Annotated in this window: 19 protein-coding genes and 1 tRNA gene; 9 read left to right on the top strand and 11 right to left on the bottom strand. The window is 53.8% G+C overall.

Going from position 1 to position 19,826, the window contains the following annotated elements; genetic code table 11:
• The 5 genes from VMC84_RS01755 to VMC84_RS01735 form a co-directional block, all read right to left on the bottom strand.
• Positions 1-170 (bottom strand): hypothetical protein (locus VMC84_RS01755; protein WP_325377533.1); only part of this gene is annotated, 170 nt, incomplete at its 3' end.
• Entirely contained in the window at positions 167-1,981 is a 1,815-nt protein-coding gene (gene rpoB / locus VMC84_RS01750) for a DNA-directed RNA polymerase subunit B (RefSeq protein WP_325377531.1), read from the bottom strand. The genes rpoB and VMC84_RS01755, both read right to left, overlap by 4 nt.
• Positions 1,982-1,983: 2 nt before the next feature.
• The gene (locus VMC84_RS01745; RefSeq protein WP_325377529.1) at positions 1,984-3,528 is read right to left on the bottom strand and encodes a DNA-directed RNA polymerase subunit B''; all 1,545 of its coding nucleotides are present in this window, start codon (positions 3,526-3,528) and stop codon (positions 1,984-1,986) included.
• Between the two features lie 17 nt (positions 3,529-3,545).
• Positions 3,546-3,785: a DNA-directed RNA polymerase subunit H gene (locus VMC84_RS01740; RefSeq protein ID WP_325377527.1), complete on the bottom strand. Its 240-nt coding sequence runs from the start codon at positions 3,783-3,785 to the stop codon at positions 3,546-3,548.
• A gap of 50 nt (positions 3,786-3,835) precedes the next feature.
• Positions 3,836-3,909, bottom strand: a tRNA-Lys gene (locus VMC84_RS01735).
• Positions 3,910-4,255: 346 nt separating this feature from the next.
• Between VMC84_RS01735 and VMC84_RS01730 the strand changes: the two genes are divergently transcribed.
• The gene (locus tag VMC84_RS01730; RefSeq protein ID WP_349256729.1) at positions 4,256-5,506 is read left to right on the top strand and encodes an MBL fold metallo-hydrolase; all 1,251 of its coding nucleotides are present in this window, start codon (positions 4,256-4,258) and stop codon (positions 5,504-5,506) included.
• 21 nt (positions 5,507-5,527) lie between these two features.
• Here the strand turns inward: VMC84_RS01730 and VMC84_RS01725 are convergent, their stop codons facing one another.
• From VMC84_RS01725 to VMC84_RS01700, 6 genes are all read right to left on the bottom strand, one after another.
• Positions 5,528-5,893 (bottom strand): response regulator transcription factor, encoded by a 366-nt coding sequence (locus VMC84_RS01725; RefSeq protein WP_325377523.1) that lies wholly within the window; start codon positions 5,891-5,893, stop codon positions 5,528-5,530.
• A 126-nt stretch (positions 5,894-6,019) separates the two neighbouring features.
• Positions 6,020-7,144 carry a hypothetical protein gene (locus tag VMC84_RS01720; protein WP_325377521.1) on the bottom strand — a complete coding sequence of 375 codons (1,125 nt, stop codon included), beginning with the start codon at positions 7,142-7,144 and terminating at the stop codon, positions 6,020-6,022.
• 355 nt (positions 7,145-7,499) lie between these two features.
• Positions 7,500-8,153: a class I SAM-dependent methyltransferase gene (locus tag VMC84_RS01715; protein WP_325377519.1), complete on the bottom strand. Its 654-nt coding sequence runs from the start codon at positions 8,151-8,153 to the stop codon at positions 7,500-7,502.
• 44 nt (positions 8,154-8,197) lie between these two features.
• The gene (locus VMC84_RS01710; RefSeq protein WP_325377517.1) at positions 8,198-8,440 is read right to left on the bottom strand and encodes an AbrB/MazE/SpoVT family DNA-binding domain-containing protein; all 243 of its coding nucleotides are present in this window, start codon (positions 8,438-8,440) and stop codon (positions 8,198-8,200) included.
• A 524-nt stretch (positions 8,441-8,964) separates the two neighbouring features.
• Complete coding sequence (locus tag VMC84_RS01705; protein ID WP_325377515.1) at positions 8,965-9,828, bottom strand: carboxypeptidase-like regulatory domain-containing protein; 864 nt, start codon at positions 9,826-9,828, stop codon at positions 8,965-8,967.
• 71 nt (positions 9,829-9,899) lie between these two features.
• The gene (locus VMC84_RS01700; protein ID WP_325377513.1) at positions 9,900-10,766 is read right to left on the bottom strand and encodes a carbohydrate kinase family protein; all 867 of its coding nucleotides are present in this window, start codon (positions 10,764-10,766) and stop codon (positions 9,900-9,902) included.
• Positions 10,767-11,008: 242 nt separating this feature from the next.
• Between VMC84_RS01700 and VMC84_RS01695 the strand changes: the two genes are divergently transcribed.
• The 8 genes from VMC84_RS01695 to VMC84_RS01660 all read left to right on the top strand — a co-directional run bounded on the left by VMC84_RS01695 (position 11,009) and on the right by VMC84_RS01660 (position 19,274).
• Entirely contained in the window at positions 11,009-11,896 is an 888-nt protein-coding gene (locus tag VMC84_RS01695) for an ABC transporter ATP-binding protein (RefSeq protein ID WP_325377511.1), read from the top strand.
• Positions 11,897-12,697 carry an ABC transporter permease subunit gene (locus tag VMC84_RS01690; protein ID WP_325377509.1) on the top strand — a complete coding sequence of 267 codons (801 nt, stop codon included), beginning with the start codon at positions 11,897-11,899 and terminating at the stop codon, positions 12,695-12,697.
• 162 nt (positions 12,698-12,859) lie between these two features.
• The gene (locus VMC84_RS01685; protein ID WP_325377507.1) at positions 12,860-13,747 is read left to right on the top strand and encodes an ABC transporter ATP-binding protein; all 888 of its coding nucleotides are present in this window, start codon (positions 12,860-12,862) and stop codon (positions 13,745-13,747) included.
• Positions 13,748-14,542 (top strand): ABC transporter permease, encoded by a 795-nt coding sequence (locus tag VMC84_RS01680; protein ID WP_325377505.1) that lies wholly within the window; start codon positions 13,748-13,750, stop codon positions 14,540-14,542.
• Positions 14,543-14,552: 10 nt separating this feature from the next.
• Positions 14,553-15,353, top strand: a complete 801-nt coding sequence (locus VMC84_RS01675; protein WP_325377503.1) for an ABC transporter permease subunit — start codon at positions 14,553-14,555, stop codon at positions 15,351-15,353.
• A 101-nt stretch (positions 15,354-15,454) separates the two neighbouring features.
• Entirely contained in the window at positions 15,455-17,545 is a 2,091-nt protein-coding gene (locus VMC84_RS01670) for a minichromosome maintenance protein MCM (protein ID WP_325377501.1), read from the top strand.
• 19 nt (positions 17,546-17,564) lie between these two features.
• Positions 17,565-17,855, top strand: coding sequence for a DUF424 domain-containing protein (locus VMC84_RS01665; RefSeq protein ID WP_325377499.1), 291 nt, complete (start codon positions 17,565-17,567; stop codon positions 17,853-17,855).
• Positions 17,856-18,689: 834 nt separating this feature from the next.
• Complete coding sequence (locus VMC84_RS01660) at positions 18,690-19,274, top strand: Lrp/AsnC family transcriptional regulator (RefSeq protein ID WP_325377497.1); 585 nt, start codon at positions 18,690-18,692, stop codon at positions 19,272-19,274.
• Positions 19,275-19,826: the final 552 nt, after the last annotated feature.

Genomic DNA, 19,826 nt, shown 5'->3' with positions numbered 1-19,826 from the left:
AGCCCGGGGTCGATAACGCCCAGCCGCGGGTCCATCAGGCCCATGTCGATGGGATAGCCGTCGTCGTCATACGTGTCCGCGGTGATGACCTTCGTCACGCTCATCTTGCGTATCTCGGCCGGCGAGAGCAGGCCGAACTTGATCTTCCGAATTCTCTTTGGTGCCGTCATACCGCGTCCTCCAGGTCCAGCCGGGGCGCGATGCCCAGCGCCTTCATCTCGTCTAACAATAATTTGAAAGCGTAGCTCATTTCAACCTTGTATATATTAGTGTCCGCGCCGCAGTTGGGGCAGTACACGATCTTTCGCTTCTTGTCCTCGGTGGCGACCATGCCGCAGTTGTTACAGACGTACTCGAACACTTTGTCGGACTCGTCGAGCAGCCTTTCTTTGAGCGCCATTGCGGCCCCATGGCCGATCATCACGTCTCTTTCCATTTCGCCGAACCTGAGACCGCCTTCCCTCGCACGGCCCTCGGTAGGCTGCCTGGTCAGGACCTGTACGGGGCCCCTGGACCGGGCGTGCATCTTGGACGAGACCATGTGGTACAGCTTCTGGTACAGGATGACGCCGACAAAAATATCGGCGGTGATCCTCTGGCCGGTGATGCCGTCGTAGAAGACCTCTTTGCCGGTGTGGGAGAAGCCGAACTTCTTGAACTCCTTCCTGAGCTCGTCCTCGCTCTCGTTGTTGAACGCGGTGCCGTCGACGAACCTTCCCTCGAGGCTGCCGATCTTGCCGCCAATGGTCTCCAGCACGTGGCCTATGGTCATACGGGACGGGATAGCGTGCGGGTTAATGATGAGGTCCGGTACCATGCCGTTCTCGGTGAAGGGCATGTCCTCCTGTTGTGCGATCAATCCGATGACGCCCTTTTGCCCGTGCCGGGACGCGAACTTATCGCCCAGTTCCGGTATCCGCTGGTCCCTGGTCTTTACCTTGGCCAGCCGGCTGCCGTTCTGCGTCTCCGTGAGAATTACGGTGTCCACGATACCCTTTTCGTTGCTCCTCATGGTGACGGAGGTCTCACGGCGCTTTAGCGGTGTGATGCCGCCCAGATCTGTGGGCTCTTCCAGGAATCTCGGCGGGCTCGTCTTGCCTATTAAGACATCATTAGGCCCGACCTCGGTCTCCGGGTTAACGAGGCCATCCTCGTCCAGCATGGAATAGAATTCCGACTCACGGGCGCCCCTTACTTCGGCGTCGGGCACCTCGAAGGTGTCCTCCTGCCCGCCCGGGTAGCGGCGCTCTTCGCCTTCGGTCGTCCTGTAGAAGTGCGACCTGCCCAGGCCCCTCTCGATGGAGCCCTTGTTGAACACGAGCGCATCTTCAATATTATAGCCCTCGTACGAAAGCACGGCCACGACGAAGTTCTGGCCCGACGGCCTCTGCTCGAAATTAATAGAGCGGGCGGTCTGGGTACTTACGATGCCCTCCTGCGGATAGTGCAGGTAATGGCCACGAGTATCCGGCCTGAGCTTCTGGTTGGACGTGGAGACGCCCAGCGATTGCTTGACCATGCCCGCCCCCATCGTGACTCTTGGAGAGGCATTGTGTTCGGGGTACGGGATCATGCCGGCCGCGATGCCTAAAATTAGTGACGAGTCGAGCTCCATGTGGGTGTGGTCCTTGGTGAGCTGGGACTCGTCGATGGCGATGAACGTGTTCTCCTCTTCCTCGGCATCGATGTACTCGATGAAGCCCCGCTTGACCATGTCGTCGAATGTGGCCTCGCCGCGCCTGACCTGGTCGATGTCCTCGTTGGTGACCAGGGGCTTACCGTTCTTTACTACGATAAGCGGCCTGCGAGCCCTGCCCATGTCGGTGTTGATGATGACTTCGTTGGTGAGCTTGTGGTATGCGATGTTGATCTGGTTAGAGATGATGCCCTGCCTTCTCTTCTCCCGGATGTTTTCGACGAACTCCAGGGGGCTTTCGTGGGTCCCGATGAGCGCGCCGTTGACGAATATTCTTGCCTTCATTTTTACACCATCCTTCCCAGCGGCTGTACGCCGGACTCTCTCAGGATCTTCTTAATGGATTCCTCGTCCTCGACGCCCGTGGACAGCTCGACTGACATGGCGAAGTTCTTCACCAGGCCACAGTTGGGGCCTTCAGGTGTCTCCGACGGGCAGATGCGGCCCCACTGGGTCGCGTGCAGGTCTCTCGCCTCGAAGTGAGGCTGGGCCCTGCTCAGCGGAGAAATGACGCGCCGCAGGTGCGACAGCATGGCCATATAATCGATGCGGTCCAGCAATTGAGAAACGCCGGTCCTGCCGCCGACCCAGTTTCCGGTCGCCAGCGGGTGGATGAGCCTCTCGGTGAGCACGTCAGCCCTGACAGCCGTGATCATGTAGAGCTCACGGTTCCGCATGTTAGCCCTCTCGAGCTGGTACTTGATGTCACGGGTGAGCCGGTTAAAGGACACCCGGAACAGGTCTTCCATCAGGTCGCCCGCGAGCTTCAGCCGCTTGTTGGCGTAGTGGTCCTTGTCGTCCGGGGCGCGGCGGCGTAAGGCCAGCTCACAGCAGGCCTCGGCCATCCTTCCCAGGAAGTACGCCTTGTTTAAGCGGGATTCCCGAAGCTTCGGATCATCCTCGTGGATGCGCTCGAAGTTCTCGGGGTTCAGGTGCGGCAGTAAGTAGCGGTCGATGACGTAGTGAGCACGCTTCATCTGGTAGTCCCGGGCCTGGCCCGCGGCCACGCGCTTGCCGATCTTCTCCATGGCGCTCTCCACCGAATCGGCTTCCGCCTCGTCCAGGTTCTCCAGCATGAACTTCTGGATCTCGGGGTCGTCGGAAACGGCGTTCACGATGTCCTGGTCGGTCTCCAGGCCGAGCGCTCTCATTAACATGACTAAGTTCAGTCTTCCCGAAATAGACGGGAACGATACTTCCAGGATAGACTTGCGGCCCCTCTCGACGATGACGAGGGCGCGATATCCGCGCCTTTGCGAGAAGACCTTCGCCACCTCGATCTGGTCGCCATAGCGGTCGTCGTACTCGACCATGATCTTGTTCGGCGCCAGGTCCTCCAGCGTCATCAGGACTCTCTCGGTACCGTTGATGATGAAGTATCCGCCCGGGTCCATCGGGTCCTCGCCGTTCTTGATCCAGTCCTCGGAGCCCAGCTTGGCCAGGTTACAGTGGTTGCAGCCGATCATGATCGGCAGCTGGCCGATGTTGACCTCGATGGCCTCTTCCTCGACTTCGCCCCTGACGATGCTCATCTCTAAAAACAGCTCTGCCGCATAGGTAATGTTGCGTAAGCGCGCCTCTGTCGGAAAAAGCGGCTCCACGGAGCCGTCCGCCTCACGGACGACCGGGTTACCGACGCGGATCTTACTTAGCTTCACCTTCACGGGCTCGATGTTCCGCTCAACGTCCTCGATGTCGGTTTCGATAAAGCCTTGCTCGTCAATGACTTTCTGAAGGCCCTGGTCTATGAACACGTTGAACGAATCAATATGATGCTGCGCTATCTTCTTTCGGGTAAAATACGCTTTACTGAGTTCTCTTCTGTCTAACACTAAATGATCCCCTCGCCTTAATCGATAACGAGCCTGTATGCGACCGCCCTGCCGGCGGTGAGGCTCTTACGGATGATCTTAAGAACGTCGCCCGGCTTCGCGCCGATCTGCTTGACGACGACGTCGGAGGACTTGATCTTCGGCAACTGTCCCCGGGTGATACCGTATTTTTTCAGTACTTCCTGGGTCTCTTCCTCGGTCAATAATATATGGTCGGGCACGAGTTCGTGCTCCAGAACGTTAAATTTCTTGGTCAATATTGCCTTCCTCCTGTGTAGAAAGTAAAAAAGTCCCATAACAGGGTGAGCGGGCTCGTGGGGATTTGAACCCCAGGCAGCCTGGTTAAAAGCCAGGCGCTCTACCTAACTGAGCTACGAGCCCCGTTGATACTCTATGCAGGTCCTGTCTTCATTTTCGTTAAGCTGGCATCGAGGGATTATCTGCGGCATTCCATGGGATATGCTACTGCGCTCACCATATATTATAGAACTTGATTCCGACGGTCTCTTAGAAGTGCGCCTAAAGCATTTATACTTTTCTATCTATATGGAGAGCATGAGGCGTGGGTTAGGGAACTATTCGGGCGCGTTTTCACCGATATGGAAATAATGTAAAATTTATATTATTTTTCAGAGAAAGGAATATATAAGCCTGGCCGATTAACACTTTAATTCAGAATCACATATATTATAGCCTGTTTTCGGCTTTTAATATTAAATTTGGCATACTGGAGGTTATTGGCATTCAGATCAAGTTCCTTGGCGCAACCCGCGAAGTCGGCCGTTCCGCCTTCCTGCTGAATGAGCGCGTGCTGCTGGATTATGGGATCAAGCCATCCGACCCCCCCGAATATCCCCAGGGGAGCCCCAGGCCGGAGACCATCGTCGTCTCCCACGGCCACCTGGACCACTGCGGCGTCGTCCCGAACTTAATGGACCTTGAGCCGGTCGTACTCTCCACGCTCCCGACGAAACACCTTACAAGGCTATTGGCCGAAGACACGCTGGAGATCGCCGAGCGAGGCAGCATCCCGCCCTTTGATCCCAATGATATGCAGATGCTCATGCGGCGGACCCGGGAACTGGACTATAACGAGGATTATTCTACTGACGATTATACCATCACCCTGCTGGACGCGGGCCACATACCAGGCAGCGCCCTCACTTACGTCGATTTCGACGGGGATACGCTGCTGTATACCGGCGACATCAAGAACTCCGACACCCGGCTTCTTAAAGGATCGAAGATCCACTACCCGGCGGCGAAGTCGCTGCTGCTGGAGAGCACATACTTCGGCAAGGAGCACCAGGACAGGAAGGCCCTGGAGGAACAGTTCATCGAGTCCATCCGCTATACGCTCGATACGGGAGGTAACGTGGTCATACCCTGCTTCGCCATCGGCCGGACTCAGGAGATCCTGCTCATTTTGAAGGAGTACGGCATCCGCTGCTTCGTGGACGGCATGGGCACGGAGGTCACGGAGATTTTGCTTAAGAATCCGAAGTTCGTCCGGGACTCCGGCCGGCTCAAGTCCGCCTATGGTAGCGCCACTACGGTGAAAGGCCCAATGCGGCGCTCGGTGCTGGACGAGCCATCGGTGGTCGTCACCACGGCCGGCATGCTCAACGGCGGCCCGGTCCTTTATTATTTACAGAACATGTACGATAACCCGAAGAACAAGGTCATCCTGACCGGCTTCCAGGTGGACGGCACGAACGGCCGCATGGCGCTCGATACGGGAACCCTGGAGGTCGACGGCGAGATATTGCCGCTCCGGTGTAAGCTGGAACAATATAGTTTTTCAGCCCATAGCGGGGATGCGGAGCTCAAGGCCATCGTGAAGCACATGTGCGACCAGGGCACGGAGAACGTGTTCTGCGTCCACGGAGATCATACCTGGGACTTCGCCGAATGGATCAAGAAAGAGATCGGCGTCAACGCCTTTGCCCCGAGGCTCGGGGAAGAATATATCGTATGATGGTAATTCCCGTTGGCATGGTCATGTGCTGGCGGATTCGAAGATCATATCGATCATGGCCTTAAAGACAAACGGCTTTTTTAGGATCAGGATATCGGCTGACGGGGGGACATACTGGCCTATATCTTCGCCGCATGTCATCAGGATTACCTTCGTATCCGGGAATTCCCCCTTGATCTTTTCCGATGCTTCCAGCCCGTCCATGAAGGGCATGCAGTAGTCCAGGAAGACGACGTCCGCAGGCGTCTTCCTTTGCCGGTCCACGGCCTCCTCGCCATCACGGGCCAGGTAAACGATGGAGAAGCCGCGCTTTTCGAGAATAAGCCGGAAAAGGTACAGGATATCGGGCTCATCGTCAGCAATGCCAATGGATACTATGGGATTCACCTTTTATTATAATTATATATTATATAACATACTTATAATATTATCGCTTGCCTGGCAAGAGGCCGGATACGCCGGGGAGCTTGCTCCCCGGCACCGATTCAATGGCTTGAGGCATTTACTATTTCATCATTTTGCGGATGTTATGGTGCCCAGAGGATGCAGGTTACGGTAGGTCGCATACAGGCTCTTGTAGTTATCCTCGTAGGCGGCCATGCTGTCCTTCATGTTCTTCTCGTTAGTGTCGATGCTCTTGTAGTCAGAGCCCGACGGGTCAAGGTAGCTCTTGCAGGCGTTGCCGGAGGCTATTGCATCGTTGCAGGCGGCGTCGAACGCGTCGATCTTCTGCCTGTAGCCATCAAGCCAGCTTTTGTCGAGCTTTTCCATGGCTTGAGCCGTGCCACGATATTTGTCCAGATCAGTCTTCATGGCGCTTACCTTACCGACCTTGTCCACGTAGTCCTTGAACGTGGACTGGGCGGCGCTCTGGGCGCCCATCTTTTCGTCGTAGTCGCTCTTGTACTTATTATATGCGTTCTGGCACTGGCCGATATTATCCTGCAGTGCCTTGTTATTGGCCTCTACGGCCTTGTATTCCTCGCTTCCAGGGTCAAGGTATATAAGATACTCTTCGCCCGCGTTGATGGCCGTTTCCGCGTCGCTCTCGAAGGAGTCGGCCTTCTGCTTGAATCCGCTAATAAAGCGGGCATAGTCGCTTACGGATTTGACCTTAGTCCCGCTAGCGTAGTTGTTCAGGTCGTTATAGCTGTCAGCGGTCAGATTAAGGTCTCTGCGATACTCTTCCAGGGCGGCCATCTTTTTAACCGACGTATCGTAATTGCCGGCATACTGATCGTATGACCTGTTGAGCGATTCGATGTCGGCCTTGAACCGGGCGTCTTCCGCGGTCACGTTCCGGTACTCGTCGCTCGAGTTATTCAGATAGGCGAGATAAGTTTTCGAGGCCGCGCTCATATTATCGTACATTTGCCGGCAGAGGGCGATGCGGTCCGCAAGGCCGCCGAGCCATGCCTGGTATTCGTCCAGCGTAGCGTTATCCGTCAGGCGATAGTGGTTCTGCAGGTAGCTTATCTCGGTGGTGAGATCCCCTGCGTATTTTTGGTAGTCCGCCCGGGCGGACTGGCCGGCCGCCGGGAGGCTGTCGCTTCCCACCATCGTTTTAGTTCCCGTACAGCCGGCCGTAATAAGCGCTGCGATGATCAGCAGTCCGAAGAGAAGTCGTGTTCTAGACATTAAATATGGCACCTCAACCTTTAATATGGCAGATTATAGGGTTTATTATATAATAGTCTGTATATAAATATAATCCAAAGAAGATATTGGGGCTGACTTAACATGCTTTAACAATTTGGCGTTTTCTCGCTGTGCCTTCGTGTTGTATCGTTTTGCTGCTCTGGCTTCCTGCTTTTTCCCGTTATGCCTTCCCGAGTCATTTCGCTGATACGACTTCTTGCATTTCCCGGTTATGGCTCGATAAAGTTCCGTCAAGTCTTCGGTCGATAACGATTTTCATGGCATTACATCAATGACTTTAGGTCGCCATCAACCGAAGACTTGACGGAACCCTTTAAAAACAATTTTGATCTTTTTATTTTACACCTTTTATCTGAAGACCTAATAGATTCTCAAAAACCAATGTCGTTTTCAATTTCGTCCCGGCCAGGATCTCCACTATCTCGCTTTTCGTATATGCGGCGGCGATCGAACTCTTAAGCCCTGGCCTGATCTCTTTTGGCTTAGTATTGATTTTTAAAAACCAGACAACGAGTGGATTCATATTTCTCTTTAAGTCGCTTATATAATATTTACCACCGGGTTTCAGAACGCGAAAGATCTCATCAAATGCCTTTTTAGGTTTGCTCCACTCATGCAAAGAGCCATTGGTAAAGACGGCGTCAAATGTTCCATCATTAAAGGGTATCTCTTCCGCCCTGCCTTGTTTAAATTCGCATCGTGATGCAAGGCCGTACTCCTCGGCGTTTCTCCGGGCAACGCCGATCATGTCCCGGCTTATCTCGACCGCCTTAAGGCTGGTCCCTTCGGTCTTTTTAAGCCACTCCAGGCCCAAGTAGCCAGGCCCCGAGCCTATCTCAAGCGCCAAACCGCTGTTAATCCCCGATTTGATTAGGTCATTAGTCTCGATCCAGCCCTTATCACGGAGATCTCTTTGCATAAGGTCATAGGTCCGGACATTGAATTCTCCTTGTATTCCCTCGCCAGTCTCGATAACTCTTTGTTCCATGACTTTTCGCTCTCCTTAATTCAAAACTCGTTTTTCCACAGGTATCAATCATCGTTTCCTAACACGTCCTTTATTTTACTCGCACCTTCCAGGATCTCTAAGGCGATCTTTTTCATAAGGTCTGCTTTGACGATGGCGATGCCTTGATCCACATCGCCCAGGACTAGTAGCTCGTCTCCGGGCCCGATGTCGAATATTTCCCGAGCTTCTTTCGGTATGACGATCTGTCCACGCTCGCCGACTTTGACTGTCCCGAAAATGTATTTTCCCTTTTTAAGCTCAACCATAGGATATCCTCATATTTTTCATATTAATATGCATATTCATGTTAATATGATTCTACTATATAATATTTTCTTGTCTGGTAGAGCTATACTATTAACGGCAAAGAATGTCGACCGATTAAAACAACAGAGCCAATCAGGATACAATCAGGGTGTTGTATAAATCGAATCGCATCGGCGTGCTCTAGGGCTTTTTGTATTATCATCGACTTGATAGGCTTTGTGTTGTGCCATTTTATAGAGGCTCTGTATTTTTATTATTATGCTGTAGTTAGCATCTCATAGGCGCATAATGGCATAAACTGGAATATCCATGTGTTTGGCCAGCATCATAGCACGATAAAATCTTGATTTCATAAACAAGCCGGGCAGTGGAAAAAACACATTACTGCTACGGCTAGAGAATACATGAAAAAACGAAAATGCCTATCAGCACTCCGAAAACAATTATGCAACACCCTATGTTATAAATTCTTTGCCATGGCCGTTGTCTGCCCGGATGACCCGTTTTAAGCCAGTGCCCGCTATTATTTATTTATCTTGAATGCCAGCACTAAGCCGAGCGCGACGAGCGCACCGATAAGCATGAAGCCCGGGGTAGACATCGGAGTTACTGTAGTCGTAGGAAGAGCGGTTGCGGTCGGCATGATCGTTACGGTAGCATTGGGGGCGACAGTGGGGCTGGCGGTCGGTGTAACGGTCACGGACGCGGTGACGGTCGGTGTGGCCGTTGCCGTAGCGACCGTGATGTTCTCCTCCAGGCCATAGGAGCTGCCATTGGATGAGATGGCAAAAGCCGTGATATCGGCCGGCGTCGTATTATCCTCCCAGGGCAGGTTCGAATATACTTTGCCGTTGTTGTCGGTGAAGGCGCTGTCCGGGTTCAGCATGCCGACGGTCGTCCTCAGCAGTATCTGCCAGCCGGGCCCGACGGAGCGGCCCCAGTAATCGTTTACCTGGACCGTGATGTCGGCGCTGTTGCCGTAGGTGACATGATAGGTGCTGGCCGTTATGTTAGCATAGTAGGGCATTGCGATGAGGACGACGCTGCTCGTATACGTTTCGTTCGTGGTCACGAACAGCCCGTCCGAATATCCTTCCGCGTAATAAGGCGACCAGGCGTAGACCTTGTAAAAGCCATGAGAAACATTGACGAACTGGTAGAAGCCGTTCTGGTCCGGGGTCACATTGAAACCCGCGATATAATCGGACTCGTTCGAGCCGTTGACCAGCTTCACGACGGTCCCCTCGGGCACGGCCTGGCCCGTATTAAAAAAGACCTTGCCGCTGATGCTGCCGCCCTGTGTAAGAGCGTTACAGGGCAATATCAGGCAGGCCCAGAATAATATGAAAATTGTCATGAAAGTGATAAAGTGGAATATCCTTCTCATATGAAAAAAGTAAGCGGTTTAGCTATAAGTAACTTCTTTTAACTACGAGAGCGGCCGTAGCTATAGGCGTATTATTGATTCTTATGGGCTGAAATAAGCCCGAACACATCCTGCTCCGACATCTTCCTGTAGCTGCCCCTCGCCATCACTTTTAGCGCCCCGGCCGCGCTTGCGAACTCGAGGCTGTCCTCGAGGGGCATATCCCTGAGCTGCGCAAGGATGAAGCCTGCCGCGAACGCCGCACCGGCACCCGTCGTATCCACGGATCCCACTTCGAAAGCCGGTACGCTGATCATCGCCCCGTCGCAGCATATGCAGCCCATCTCGCCAAGCGTCACTATTGCCAGGCCATTATTGGCCTCATGGATCATTCTGGCGGCTTCCACCGGGTCGTCCGAAAAGAGCTTTGAGACCTTCTCGCTCGCGATGACGACGTCGTAAAGGCCCATGTGAGGCCCTGACGGCAGGTCAAAATTCAACACAGTCTTTATGCCTTTCGCCCTTGCCTTTACTGCGATAATGGCGCCGTTCCTGCCGAAGCAGCCGTCGACGTATATGCATCCTGTATCGGTAATTTCTTCAGGGATCGGTATTTGTTCCTCGGGCGTATTATCGTGGAACGTGATGGTCGAGCGCTTATTCTTATCGATAACGATGGACGTCATGGCAGTCTTGCCAATCATGGGCATCATCGCCTTAATGCCGTCCTTCTTTAGCGAGTCGAGGATATAGGCGCCCATCGGGTCTTCGCCCACGGGGCTGCCGGCCAGCCCGGCACTCAGACCCATACTTGACAGCGTCAGGGCGACCAGCGCCGCGTCGCCCCCTATCGACATCATGTAATCGGTCGCCGTGGCCTGCTCATATTCCCGCATCGGGCGCTCAAGCCGGCCAGATATGTCCAGCGAGATGGCGCCGTAGCAAAAGACATCGAACATATAATGTCAGATAAGTGTATGACCTTTTCAAAGTATGCCATAGCCAGGTATAGATATATTTATATCGGGAGAAGTAAGCTGGACGGCAAATCCTTATATATTATTTTAAATAAACCTCCACGCTTACCGGTAAGACGGTATGGAGCGTAACCTGTTGTTCGTAGATAGTTTATGTTCCGTTTGCCCGCCGAGAAAGGCACGTAGGCGGGCTTTTACCAGAATAAGCCCCGGGAGGCTTAACTATGGAAACGGTAATAGAGACGATGAACCTGACAAAATTCTACGGCAAGAGCCGCGGGATAAAAGACGTGAGCATCACCGTTAACAGGGGCGACATCTTCGGCTTTTTAGGCCCCAACGGCGCTGGAAAATCGACGACCATAAGGACTCTTCTGGACTTCATCCGGCCTTCGGCCGGGTCGGCCACCATCTTCGGCCTGGACTGCCGGAAGGACTCCGTGGCCATTAAAAAGCGCATCGGCTATATACCCGGCGATTTCGGGCTTTATGGCCACATGACCGGCTGGAAGTTCCTCGAGTACTTCGGCCGCGTACGGGGAGGATACGATGCCGCGGCGGCTAAGGCTTATGCGAAGAAAATGGACATCAAGCTTGACCGTAAGATGAAGGAGTATTCGCGGGGCATGCGCCAGAAGGTCGCTATCATACAGGCCTTCATGAATAACCCCGACCTAATCATCATGGATGAGCCCACGACCGGCCTGGACCCGCTGATCCAGCAGACCTTTATGGACATGCTGCATGAGGAAGCTGGGCGCGACTGTACGATATTCATGTCGTCCCACGTCCTCTCCGAAGTCGAGAAGGCCTGTAACCGGGTGGCCATCATCAAGGAAGGGGCTATTGTTGCGGAAGAGCAGGTAGAGGCGCTCCGGCAGAAGGCGGGCAAGGTGCTCGAGGTGAGGTTCGCCGAGCCGCTGAACCGCGAAATATTCTATCTGCCCGGCATCAGCAACGTCTCCCGGAACAACGGCGGTTACCGCATGACCGTCACGGGTAATATGGAAGAGCTGCTGCAGGAAATTTCAAAACACCGGCTGGCCGACATCAGCATCCACCAGATGACGCTCGAGGACGTGTTCATGCACTACTACGAGGGGGCGAAGTAGATGGCCTTCGAGATCCTGAAGCAGACCCTGAAGGACAAATACATGGGCACGGTCATCGTGGCCGTACTGATATTCCTGTACATCTTCTGGCTGGCGTCCTTCTACCCGTCGGTCAAGCCCATGGTCAGCGGCTATGACCAGCTCCTCCAGAACCCCTCGATGAAAGCTTTCTTTGGCGACAGCGTAGTCAGCATGACCACGTTCTCCGGCTTCATGACCCTGGAGGTGTTCAGCTACATGGGTTTAGTGGTCGGCGCTTTCTTTATTTTCATGGTCGCCTCCTTCGTGGCCGGCGAGATAGACCAGAAAAGCTCCGAGCTGCTCCTTTCTCTGCCCGTCAGCCGGGTGAACGTCATCCTCTCCCGTTTCGCGACGCTGCTGCCATTTATCGCCCTGGTCATGATCGGGGAGATAGCCGGCATTTATCTTGGGGGCCGCTATATCGGCGAAGACCCCAGCATTAAGTGGTTCGGCATCGCCATCCTGTTCATGGGCGTTTTTACGCTGGCCGTCGGCGCCATGACCCTGCTCATCTCGTCGCTCATGAGCGACGGGCGACGGGCGGCGCTGTTATCGCTAGGGGTCCTGCTGGCCATGTTCCTGGTGGAGAATATCGGCTCAATGGTCACGAGCATCGACTGGGCCAGGAAGCTCTCGCTGTTCCATTACGCCCGGATCGCCGACATCGTGAACACGCAGACAGTGGACTGGACGAATATGGGAATATTGCTGCTGGCTGTGATCGTATTCACGGCGCTCGCCGTCGTCGCCTTCCGACAGCGGGACATCAATGTCACCTGAGTAAGTATCGCCCCGGAAGGGGCTCTTTTTTATTTACATTCGATAAGTTTTATATACCCGGAGTTTAGCTGGCAAGAAAATCCTTAAATAAGCTGTAAGGCGATTTTCTCTTGCCGAATAAAGTGGCGCATGCATTCGGCAAAAGTCATCCGAGGCTTTACAATGGACACTGTCATAGAGACGAACAACCTGACCAAGTTCTACGGGAAAAACCGGGGCATTAAAGACGTGAATATCACCGTGCGAAAAGGGGATATTTTCGGCTTCCTCGGGCCCAATGGTGCGGGCAAATCTACCACGATCCGCACGCTGCTCGACTTTATCCGGCCGTCGAGTGGCAGCGCGACAATCTTAGGCATGGACTGCCAGAAGGACTCGCTCGCGATCCGTAGACGTACGGGGTACGTCCCTGGTGACGCGAACCTCTATGGCCACATGACCGGCTGGAAGTATCTCGAGTATATCGGCGGCATCCGGGGCCGGTACGATGCGGCGTCGGCTAAAAAGTACGCGGAGCGCTTTGAAATCCGGCTCGACCGCAGGATGCGGGAGTACTCCAGCGGTATGCGGCAGAAGGTCATCCTCATCCAGGCGCTCATGAACGACCCAGACCTCGTCATCATGGACGAGCCGACGAAGGGGCTGGACCCGCTGGTGCAGCAGATCTTCATGGACGTGGTCCGAGAAGAGGCCTCCCATGGTAAGACCATCTTTATGTCGTCCCACGTTCTATCCGAAGTCGAAAAGGTCTGCAATCGCGTCGCGATCATCAAGGAGGGCTCCATCGTTGCCGAGGAGGATATGGAGAGCCTGAAGCGGAAGGCGGGCAAGGTCGTCGAGGTGAAGTTCCGGGGTCCGAAGCCGGAGCCCTTCGCGATCAGTGGCATCGGCAACGTGGCACAGCTCAACGGGTACTATCGGATGACCGTGGCCGGCGATATCCGGAACATCCTCCGCGACCTCGCATCCTATGACGTCGAGGATGTGAACATTCACCCGATGACGCTGGAGGACATTTTCATGCAGTATTATACGCCCGGAGTGAAGTGAATGTCCCTCGCAGTACTTTTACAGACGCTCAAGGACAAGGCGAGGGGTACCGGCCTGGCCGTGCTGCTCATCCTCATCTTCGTCGTCTACATGGTAGCGATGTTCCCCGAGGTCCAGAAGATGACGGGCCTCGACGAGATCATGAAGAGCCCTGCCTTCGAGGCGCTGCTAGGTAAGGTTCCCGACTTCACGTCCTTCGACGGCTTCATAACTCTCGAATTGTTCACCCTGACGGCACTGGTCATTTGCGGCTACATCGCCTTCCTGGCCGCCTCGTTTTTAGCGGGAGAGATCGAGATGAAGACCATCGACCTTCTGCTGGCGCAGCCCGTCACCCGAGTCCGGCTGGTCATCGACCGGTATGCCGCACTCATACCCATCGTCATCGTGCTCATGGTTGCGATCATGGCCGGATTGTACGGGGGAACCCAATACATGGGCATCGCCGCATCCTATGGCTGGCTCGCGTATGCGCTGGTCTTCGCGGGGGCCTTTATGCTGGCGTTCGGCGGGATTTCTCTCTTCATCTCGGCGCTGTTGAGCGACGGCCGGACGGCGGCAATCGTGTCTCTCGGGCTGCTGTTCGTCATGTACTTCATGGAGACCATCGGGGAGTCCGTGGAGAAGGTGAGCATCGTCCGTAGTCTGTCCCTGTTCCACTATGTCCAGTATAGCAACATCATGGTATACCACGACTTGAATTTGGGCAACCTCGGCGTTCTTATTGCAGTGGCCGTCGTATTCGTTGCGCTGGCGGTGTATACGTTCCATCGCCGGGACATCAACGTGGTATAGGAGGAATAGGATGTCATTTAAAGTACTCCGACAAACGCTGCTGGACAAGTGGAAGAGCATCGGCCTGGTCACCTCCCTGTTCTTCGTGTTCATGGCCTACTATACCGCCCTCTATCCTTCGACGGCCAGCATGACGACGGCCAGCATCAACGAGATGCTCGAGAATCCGGCGATCAAGGTGTTGCTGGGCAACGTGCACTGGGATAACTCGTTCGAAAGTTACCTGTCGGTCAAGGGCCTCATATTCATGGGCCTGATCTCGGGCGGCTTCGCGGGATGGCTTGCGGCCGGGTTCCTCTCGGGCGAGGTCGACCATAAGACCATCGACCTGCTCTTAGCCCAGCCCATCGTCCGCACGCGCCTCGTCCTCACGCGCTATGCCGCACTGATCGTTACGGTCATAATCATGATGGCGGCGATGTTAGCCGGCACAGTCATTGCCGTCAAGGCGCTCGACATCGCGACATCGATCCCCTGGCTAGTATATACACTGGTATATATGGGCATGATGACGCTGGCATTCGGCGCGATCGCCCTGTTCATCTCGGCCCTCATGAGCGACGGCCGCAGGGCGGCGCTGACCTCGCTGGGCGTCCTGGTCCTCATGTACTTCATGGAGACCGTCGGCGCGGTCGTGAACCTGCTGGGCCCGGTGCGATATTTATCGCTCTTCCACTATGCCCCCTACAACGAGATGCTGATAACCCGCACCCTAAGCCTGGCTAACCTCGGAGTGCTGCTGGCCGTGGCGATCGTGTTCGTGGCGCTGGCCGTCTATGTATTCCGGCGCCGGGACATCATGGTGGCTTAAAAGCCACCCCTTTTCTTTTTTCAAATTATTATTTTCAACTCGCTCTCGCAACTGATATATCTAAAGGGAATCTATTTTCATTTCCCTGGAAGAGTGCGCACATGGCGGCGAGCGTCGTTTCATCCAAACAAAAGTGGAAGGAGTTCTTTACACGGTACTACAAGCCCGATATTCAGCAGCTTGCGGTCTCCGACGCGAAGTCCAGATCCCTCGCCATCGATTTCCAGGATATCGTTAAATTCGACGTGCGCCTGTCCGAGGAGCTCCAGAAGAACCCGGATAAGGTCCTCAAGGATGCCGAGGACGCAATTCCTCTCGTAGATCTGCCGGTCAAGCGTAAAGTAGCCGCTTTCGTACGGGTCATACACATACCCAGGAAGACACAAATACGGGACCTCCGGAGCGATCATATCAACTCGTTCGTGTCCATCGAGGGTACGGTACGGAAGATCACCGACGTCCGCCCGCGGATCATCGTCGCTGCCTTCGAATGTGCCCGGTGCGGCAATGTCGTCTACCTGCCCCAGGAGGGCTCGGGTAAGTTCCTGGAGCCGTCGTATTGCAGCTGTAACGAGGAGAAGAAAGGGGTTTTCCGCCTGATGTTCAAGGAGTCCACCTTCGAGGACTACCAGCGGATAAAAATACAAGAGTCGCCGGAGGACCTCAAGGGCGGCGAGCAGCCCCAGACACTGGACGTCAACGTGAACAACGACCTGGCCGGCGTGGTCACGCCGGGCGAGCGCGTCGTCGTGAACGGCATCCTCCGCTCCGTGCAAAAAATAAACAAGGATGGCAAGACCGTTTACTTCGAGATCTACGTCGATTGCAACTCGCTGGAGTTCGAGGAGCAGGAGTTCGACGAGCTGGAGATAACGCCCGAGGACGAGGAGGCCATCCTCAAGCTCTCGAAGGACAAGGGCGTGTTCAAGAAGATCATCGGCTCCATCGCCCCGTCCATCTATGGCTACGATGAAGTCAAAGAGGCCGTGGCATTACAGCTATTCTCCGGCGTCGTGAAGAACCTGCCAGACGGCACGAGGATCAGGGGCGATATTCACGTACTTCTCGTTGGTGACCCCGGCATCGCCAAATCGCAGATCCTGCGGTATGTCGTTAACCTGGCTCCGCGTGGGGTTTACGCTTCGGGTAAGAGCGCATCGTCCGCCGGCCTGACCGCGGCGGCCGTTAAGGACGATTTCGACGGCAGCTGGACGCTGGAAGCCGGCGCGCTGGTGCTCGCCGATAAGGGCATCGCGGCCGTCGATGAGATGGACAAGATGAAGGCGGAAGACAGAAGCTCTCTGCACGAGGCGATGGAATCCCAGACGATCAGCGTCGCGAAGGCGGGCATCCTGGCAACCCTCAAGTGCCGCTGCTCGCTGCTGGGCGCGGCGAACCCGAAGCTCGGCCGCTTTGACCCGTTCGAGAATATCGCCGAGCAGATCAACATGCCGCCGTCGCTTATGTCCCGTTTTGACCTGATCTTCATATTGCAGGATAAGCCCGATGAAAAGCGGGACTCGAACATCGCGGGGCATATCCTGAAATCGCATTACGCGGGCGAGCTCGGCGCACACCGGACGCATAGCGCATCCAGCTTTGTCACCGAGGCCGCCATCAAGGAAGCACAGGAGCCGATCCTCCCGGAGATCGATGCAACGCTTCTGCGAAAGTACATCGCTTACTCTAAACGCAACGTCTTTCCTGTCATGACCTACGAGGCCCGGGAGCGTATCACGAAGTTTTACCTGGAGTTGCGTAAGCCCGGCGAAGCCGAGAACAGCCCCATTGCGGTCACCGCCAGGCAGCTTGAAGGCCTCGTGCGCCTTTCGGAAGCGAGCGCCCGCCTGCGGCTCAGCGACCGGGTCAGCATCGAAGACGTAGACAGGACGATAGCCATCACGATGTCCAGCCTCAAGCAGGTAGGCATGGACCAGGAGACCGGCAAGATGGATATCGATATCCTCACGGTGGGCGTGAGCAAATCCCAGCGTGAGCGCATTAAGGATCTAAAGAACATCATTATGGACCTGGCCCGGGAGTATGGCTCAGGCGGCATACCGCTCGACAAGATCGTCGAGAAGGCGGGCGAGCATGGCCTGACAAAGGATAAAGTAGAAAAAGAGATAAAGAAATTAAAGGAAATAGGCGAGATATTCGAGCCTAAAGTGGGCTTCTATAGCCATACATGAAGCGCGTGAGTGTGTCATCGTGTACCTGAAGGTCTATCATATCGGCGAAGAGGTCCTCGTGGCCGTCTCCGACGAGAACTGCCTCGGAAAGGAATACTCTGAAGGCGAGGTCCATCTTAAGGTCACTAAGGAATTCTATGGCGAGGAGCACGCCGATAAGGACGAGGTCGTGTCGGCCCTGTGCGACGCCACCATCGCGAACCTCGTGGGCGAGCAAAGTGTGGCCACCGCCGTCGAGAACGGCTTCGTGAACCCGGGCGACGTCATGTATATCCAGGGTGTCCCGCATGCACAAATGGTGTGCATGTAACGGTGTGCATGTAACAATATTTGCTGTGTTGAATTACTCCCGTATTTTAAGCTTCATAAGAGCACTGAGGACACTATTTTTCACCACAGAGGCACGATGGCACGGAGGCCCACAAAGTTTTCTTTTAAATGTTTCGCTGATGCGAATTCGAGCAAGTTACAAAGGACACAAAGCCGGTTCATTGGCGATCAGGGCATGAAGGATACAAGGGCACAGTGGAATGAACAAGAGCACTTTTTGCCCCTGTGCCTTCTTATCCTTTGTATCTTATAAGTTCAAAAAGCGGCTCTGTGTCCTTTGTCTCTTAATTATAAAAAAGTCTTTGTGGGCCTCCGTGCTCTTCGTGCCTTTGTGGTGAAAAATAGTGACTCCGTACACTCCGAGACTTAAAAGGGCGTATTCAACACAGCAACAATATTTAAAAAAGATTGGTGAATATTAAAAAAGATTGGTGCGGCTTGGTGTAATCCTGGTGCCGCTTGTGAGTAACTGTTGTTTCAACCACACCAAGTTTACACCAGATGGCACCAATCTCTTAATTAATCACCAGGCGGCACGGAGATTACACCAGGCGGCACCAAGCTTTTAACTGATAACTTATTTTTATAATGACCGTAATATATGCGGAATCGTCCAGACCAATATTATTTGATATTTTAAACTCAAACAGTATTTAGCATAACGTACCTACCATCAAGCTTGAAAGCCCTATAGCCAGGGGTATAATAGTAAACATATTTATATAATGAAGATTAATTATTTATGTAATAGGCTAGGATATAAATATCCTGCAACGAAATAGCGTTTCATATATGCGAAGGCCGGTGATCGGATATGGAGATAGACCTACTCAATAAAAAAATCTTGCAGCTTCTTCAAAAAGACGGCAGAATTACCTATAAGGACATCACCAAGGAGATGGACCGGGCCGAATCCACGGTGCGCGAGCGCATCGGCTTCATGGAGGAACAGAAGATCATCGAGGGCTACACGGCCATCATCAACAAGCCCCGCGTCGGCCTGAACCGCAGCGCGATCCTCTATGCGCGGGTGCCCATATCCAGCTTCGAGGAGATCGCGAACAACCTGGAGGCGGTCAACGGCGTCCTCCAGATCTACCGGACGAGCGGCGATAAGAACCTGGCGTTCTTCATGGCGGCGACTGACGACGATGAGCTGAACCGCACCATCAAGAATAAAGTCACTCCACTGGGCGTTACGGACATCGAGGTTTCTATCATTCTTGAAGCCGTAAGGGAGATTGCAGAGGTCAACATACTCAGCGTCGAAGAGAAGAACGAGATGGACGAGAAGAAGAGGCAGCGCGAGGCCAGCCGCACCCAGAAAGCCGTCAAGGGCGAGAAGAAGCTGGGCAGCGCGCTCGAGAGCGCGCTCGAGAATTTCAAGATACAGGTTTAAAAAAGTTTCATCACATATTTTTTTCAATTTTTTATAAACCTTTTTTTATAGTGTTAGGTTTCTTGCTTTTACCGGTTATGCCGTCTTTGAGTGTCCTTAACCACAGGGGCCAGTGGTTCCGTGTTTGTTTTATAATCGTTTGTCCTTTGTTTGTTTTCGTTCGCTGATTTGTTCGGTTTTTTTCAACACGAAAACACGAATTATTTTATACCCCACGTAAGGGCACGAACCTCACTAAGGCTCATGCTTTAACGCCAAAACACGAAACAACCTCTCTAAAGCTCGAACATCCCTAAGAAAATGAAACACGAGGGAAAGCATAACTATTAAAGTCATGCCGTTCTCGTGTTTCAATCCTTTAGCGCTTTAGTGCCATTCGGGAGGCTGTTTCGTGTTTTAAACGCCAGGCATGGGCCTTAGAGATTTTAGTGCCCCTTACGTGGGATATAAAAGAATTCGTGCTTTCGTGTTGAAAAACCGACGAGCAGTACGAAAGTCGAAAATAGGGCAAAGGACCACTAAACAAACACGGCACTACTGAAGACACTAAAC

Source organism: Methanocella sp., assembly GCF_035506375.1.
Lineage (GTDB): Archaea > Halobacteriota > Methanocellia > Methanocellales > Methanocellaceae > Methanocella.
The sequence above is the reverse complement of the archived record's forward strand: the minus strand, read 5'-3'. Positions and strand labels throughout refer to the sequence as shown.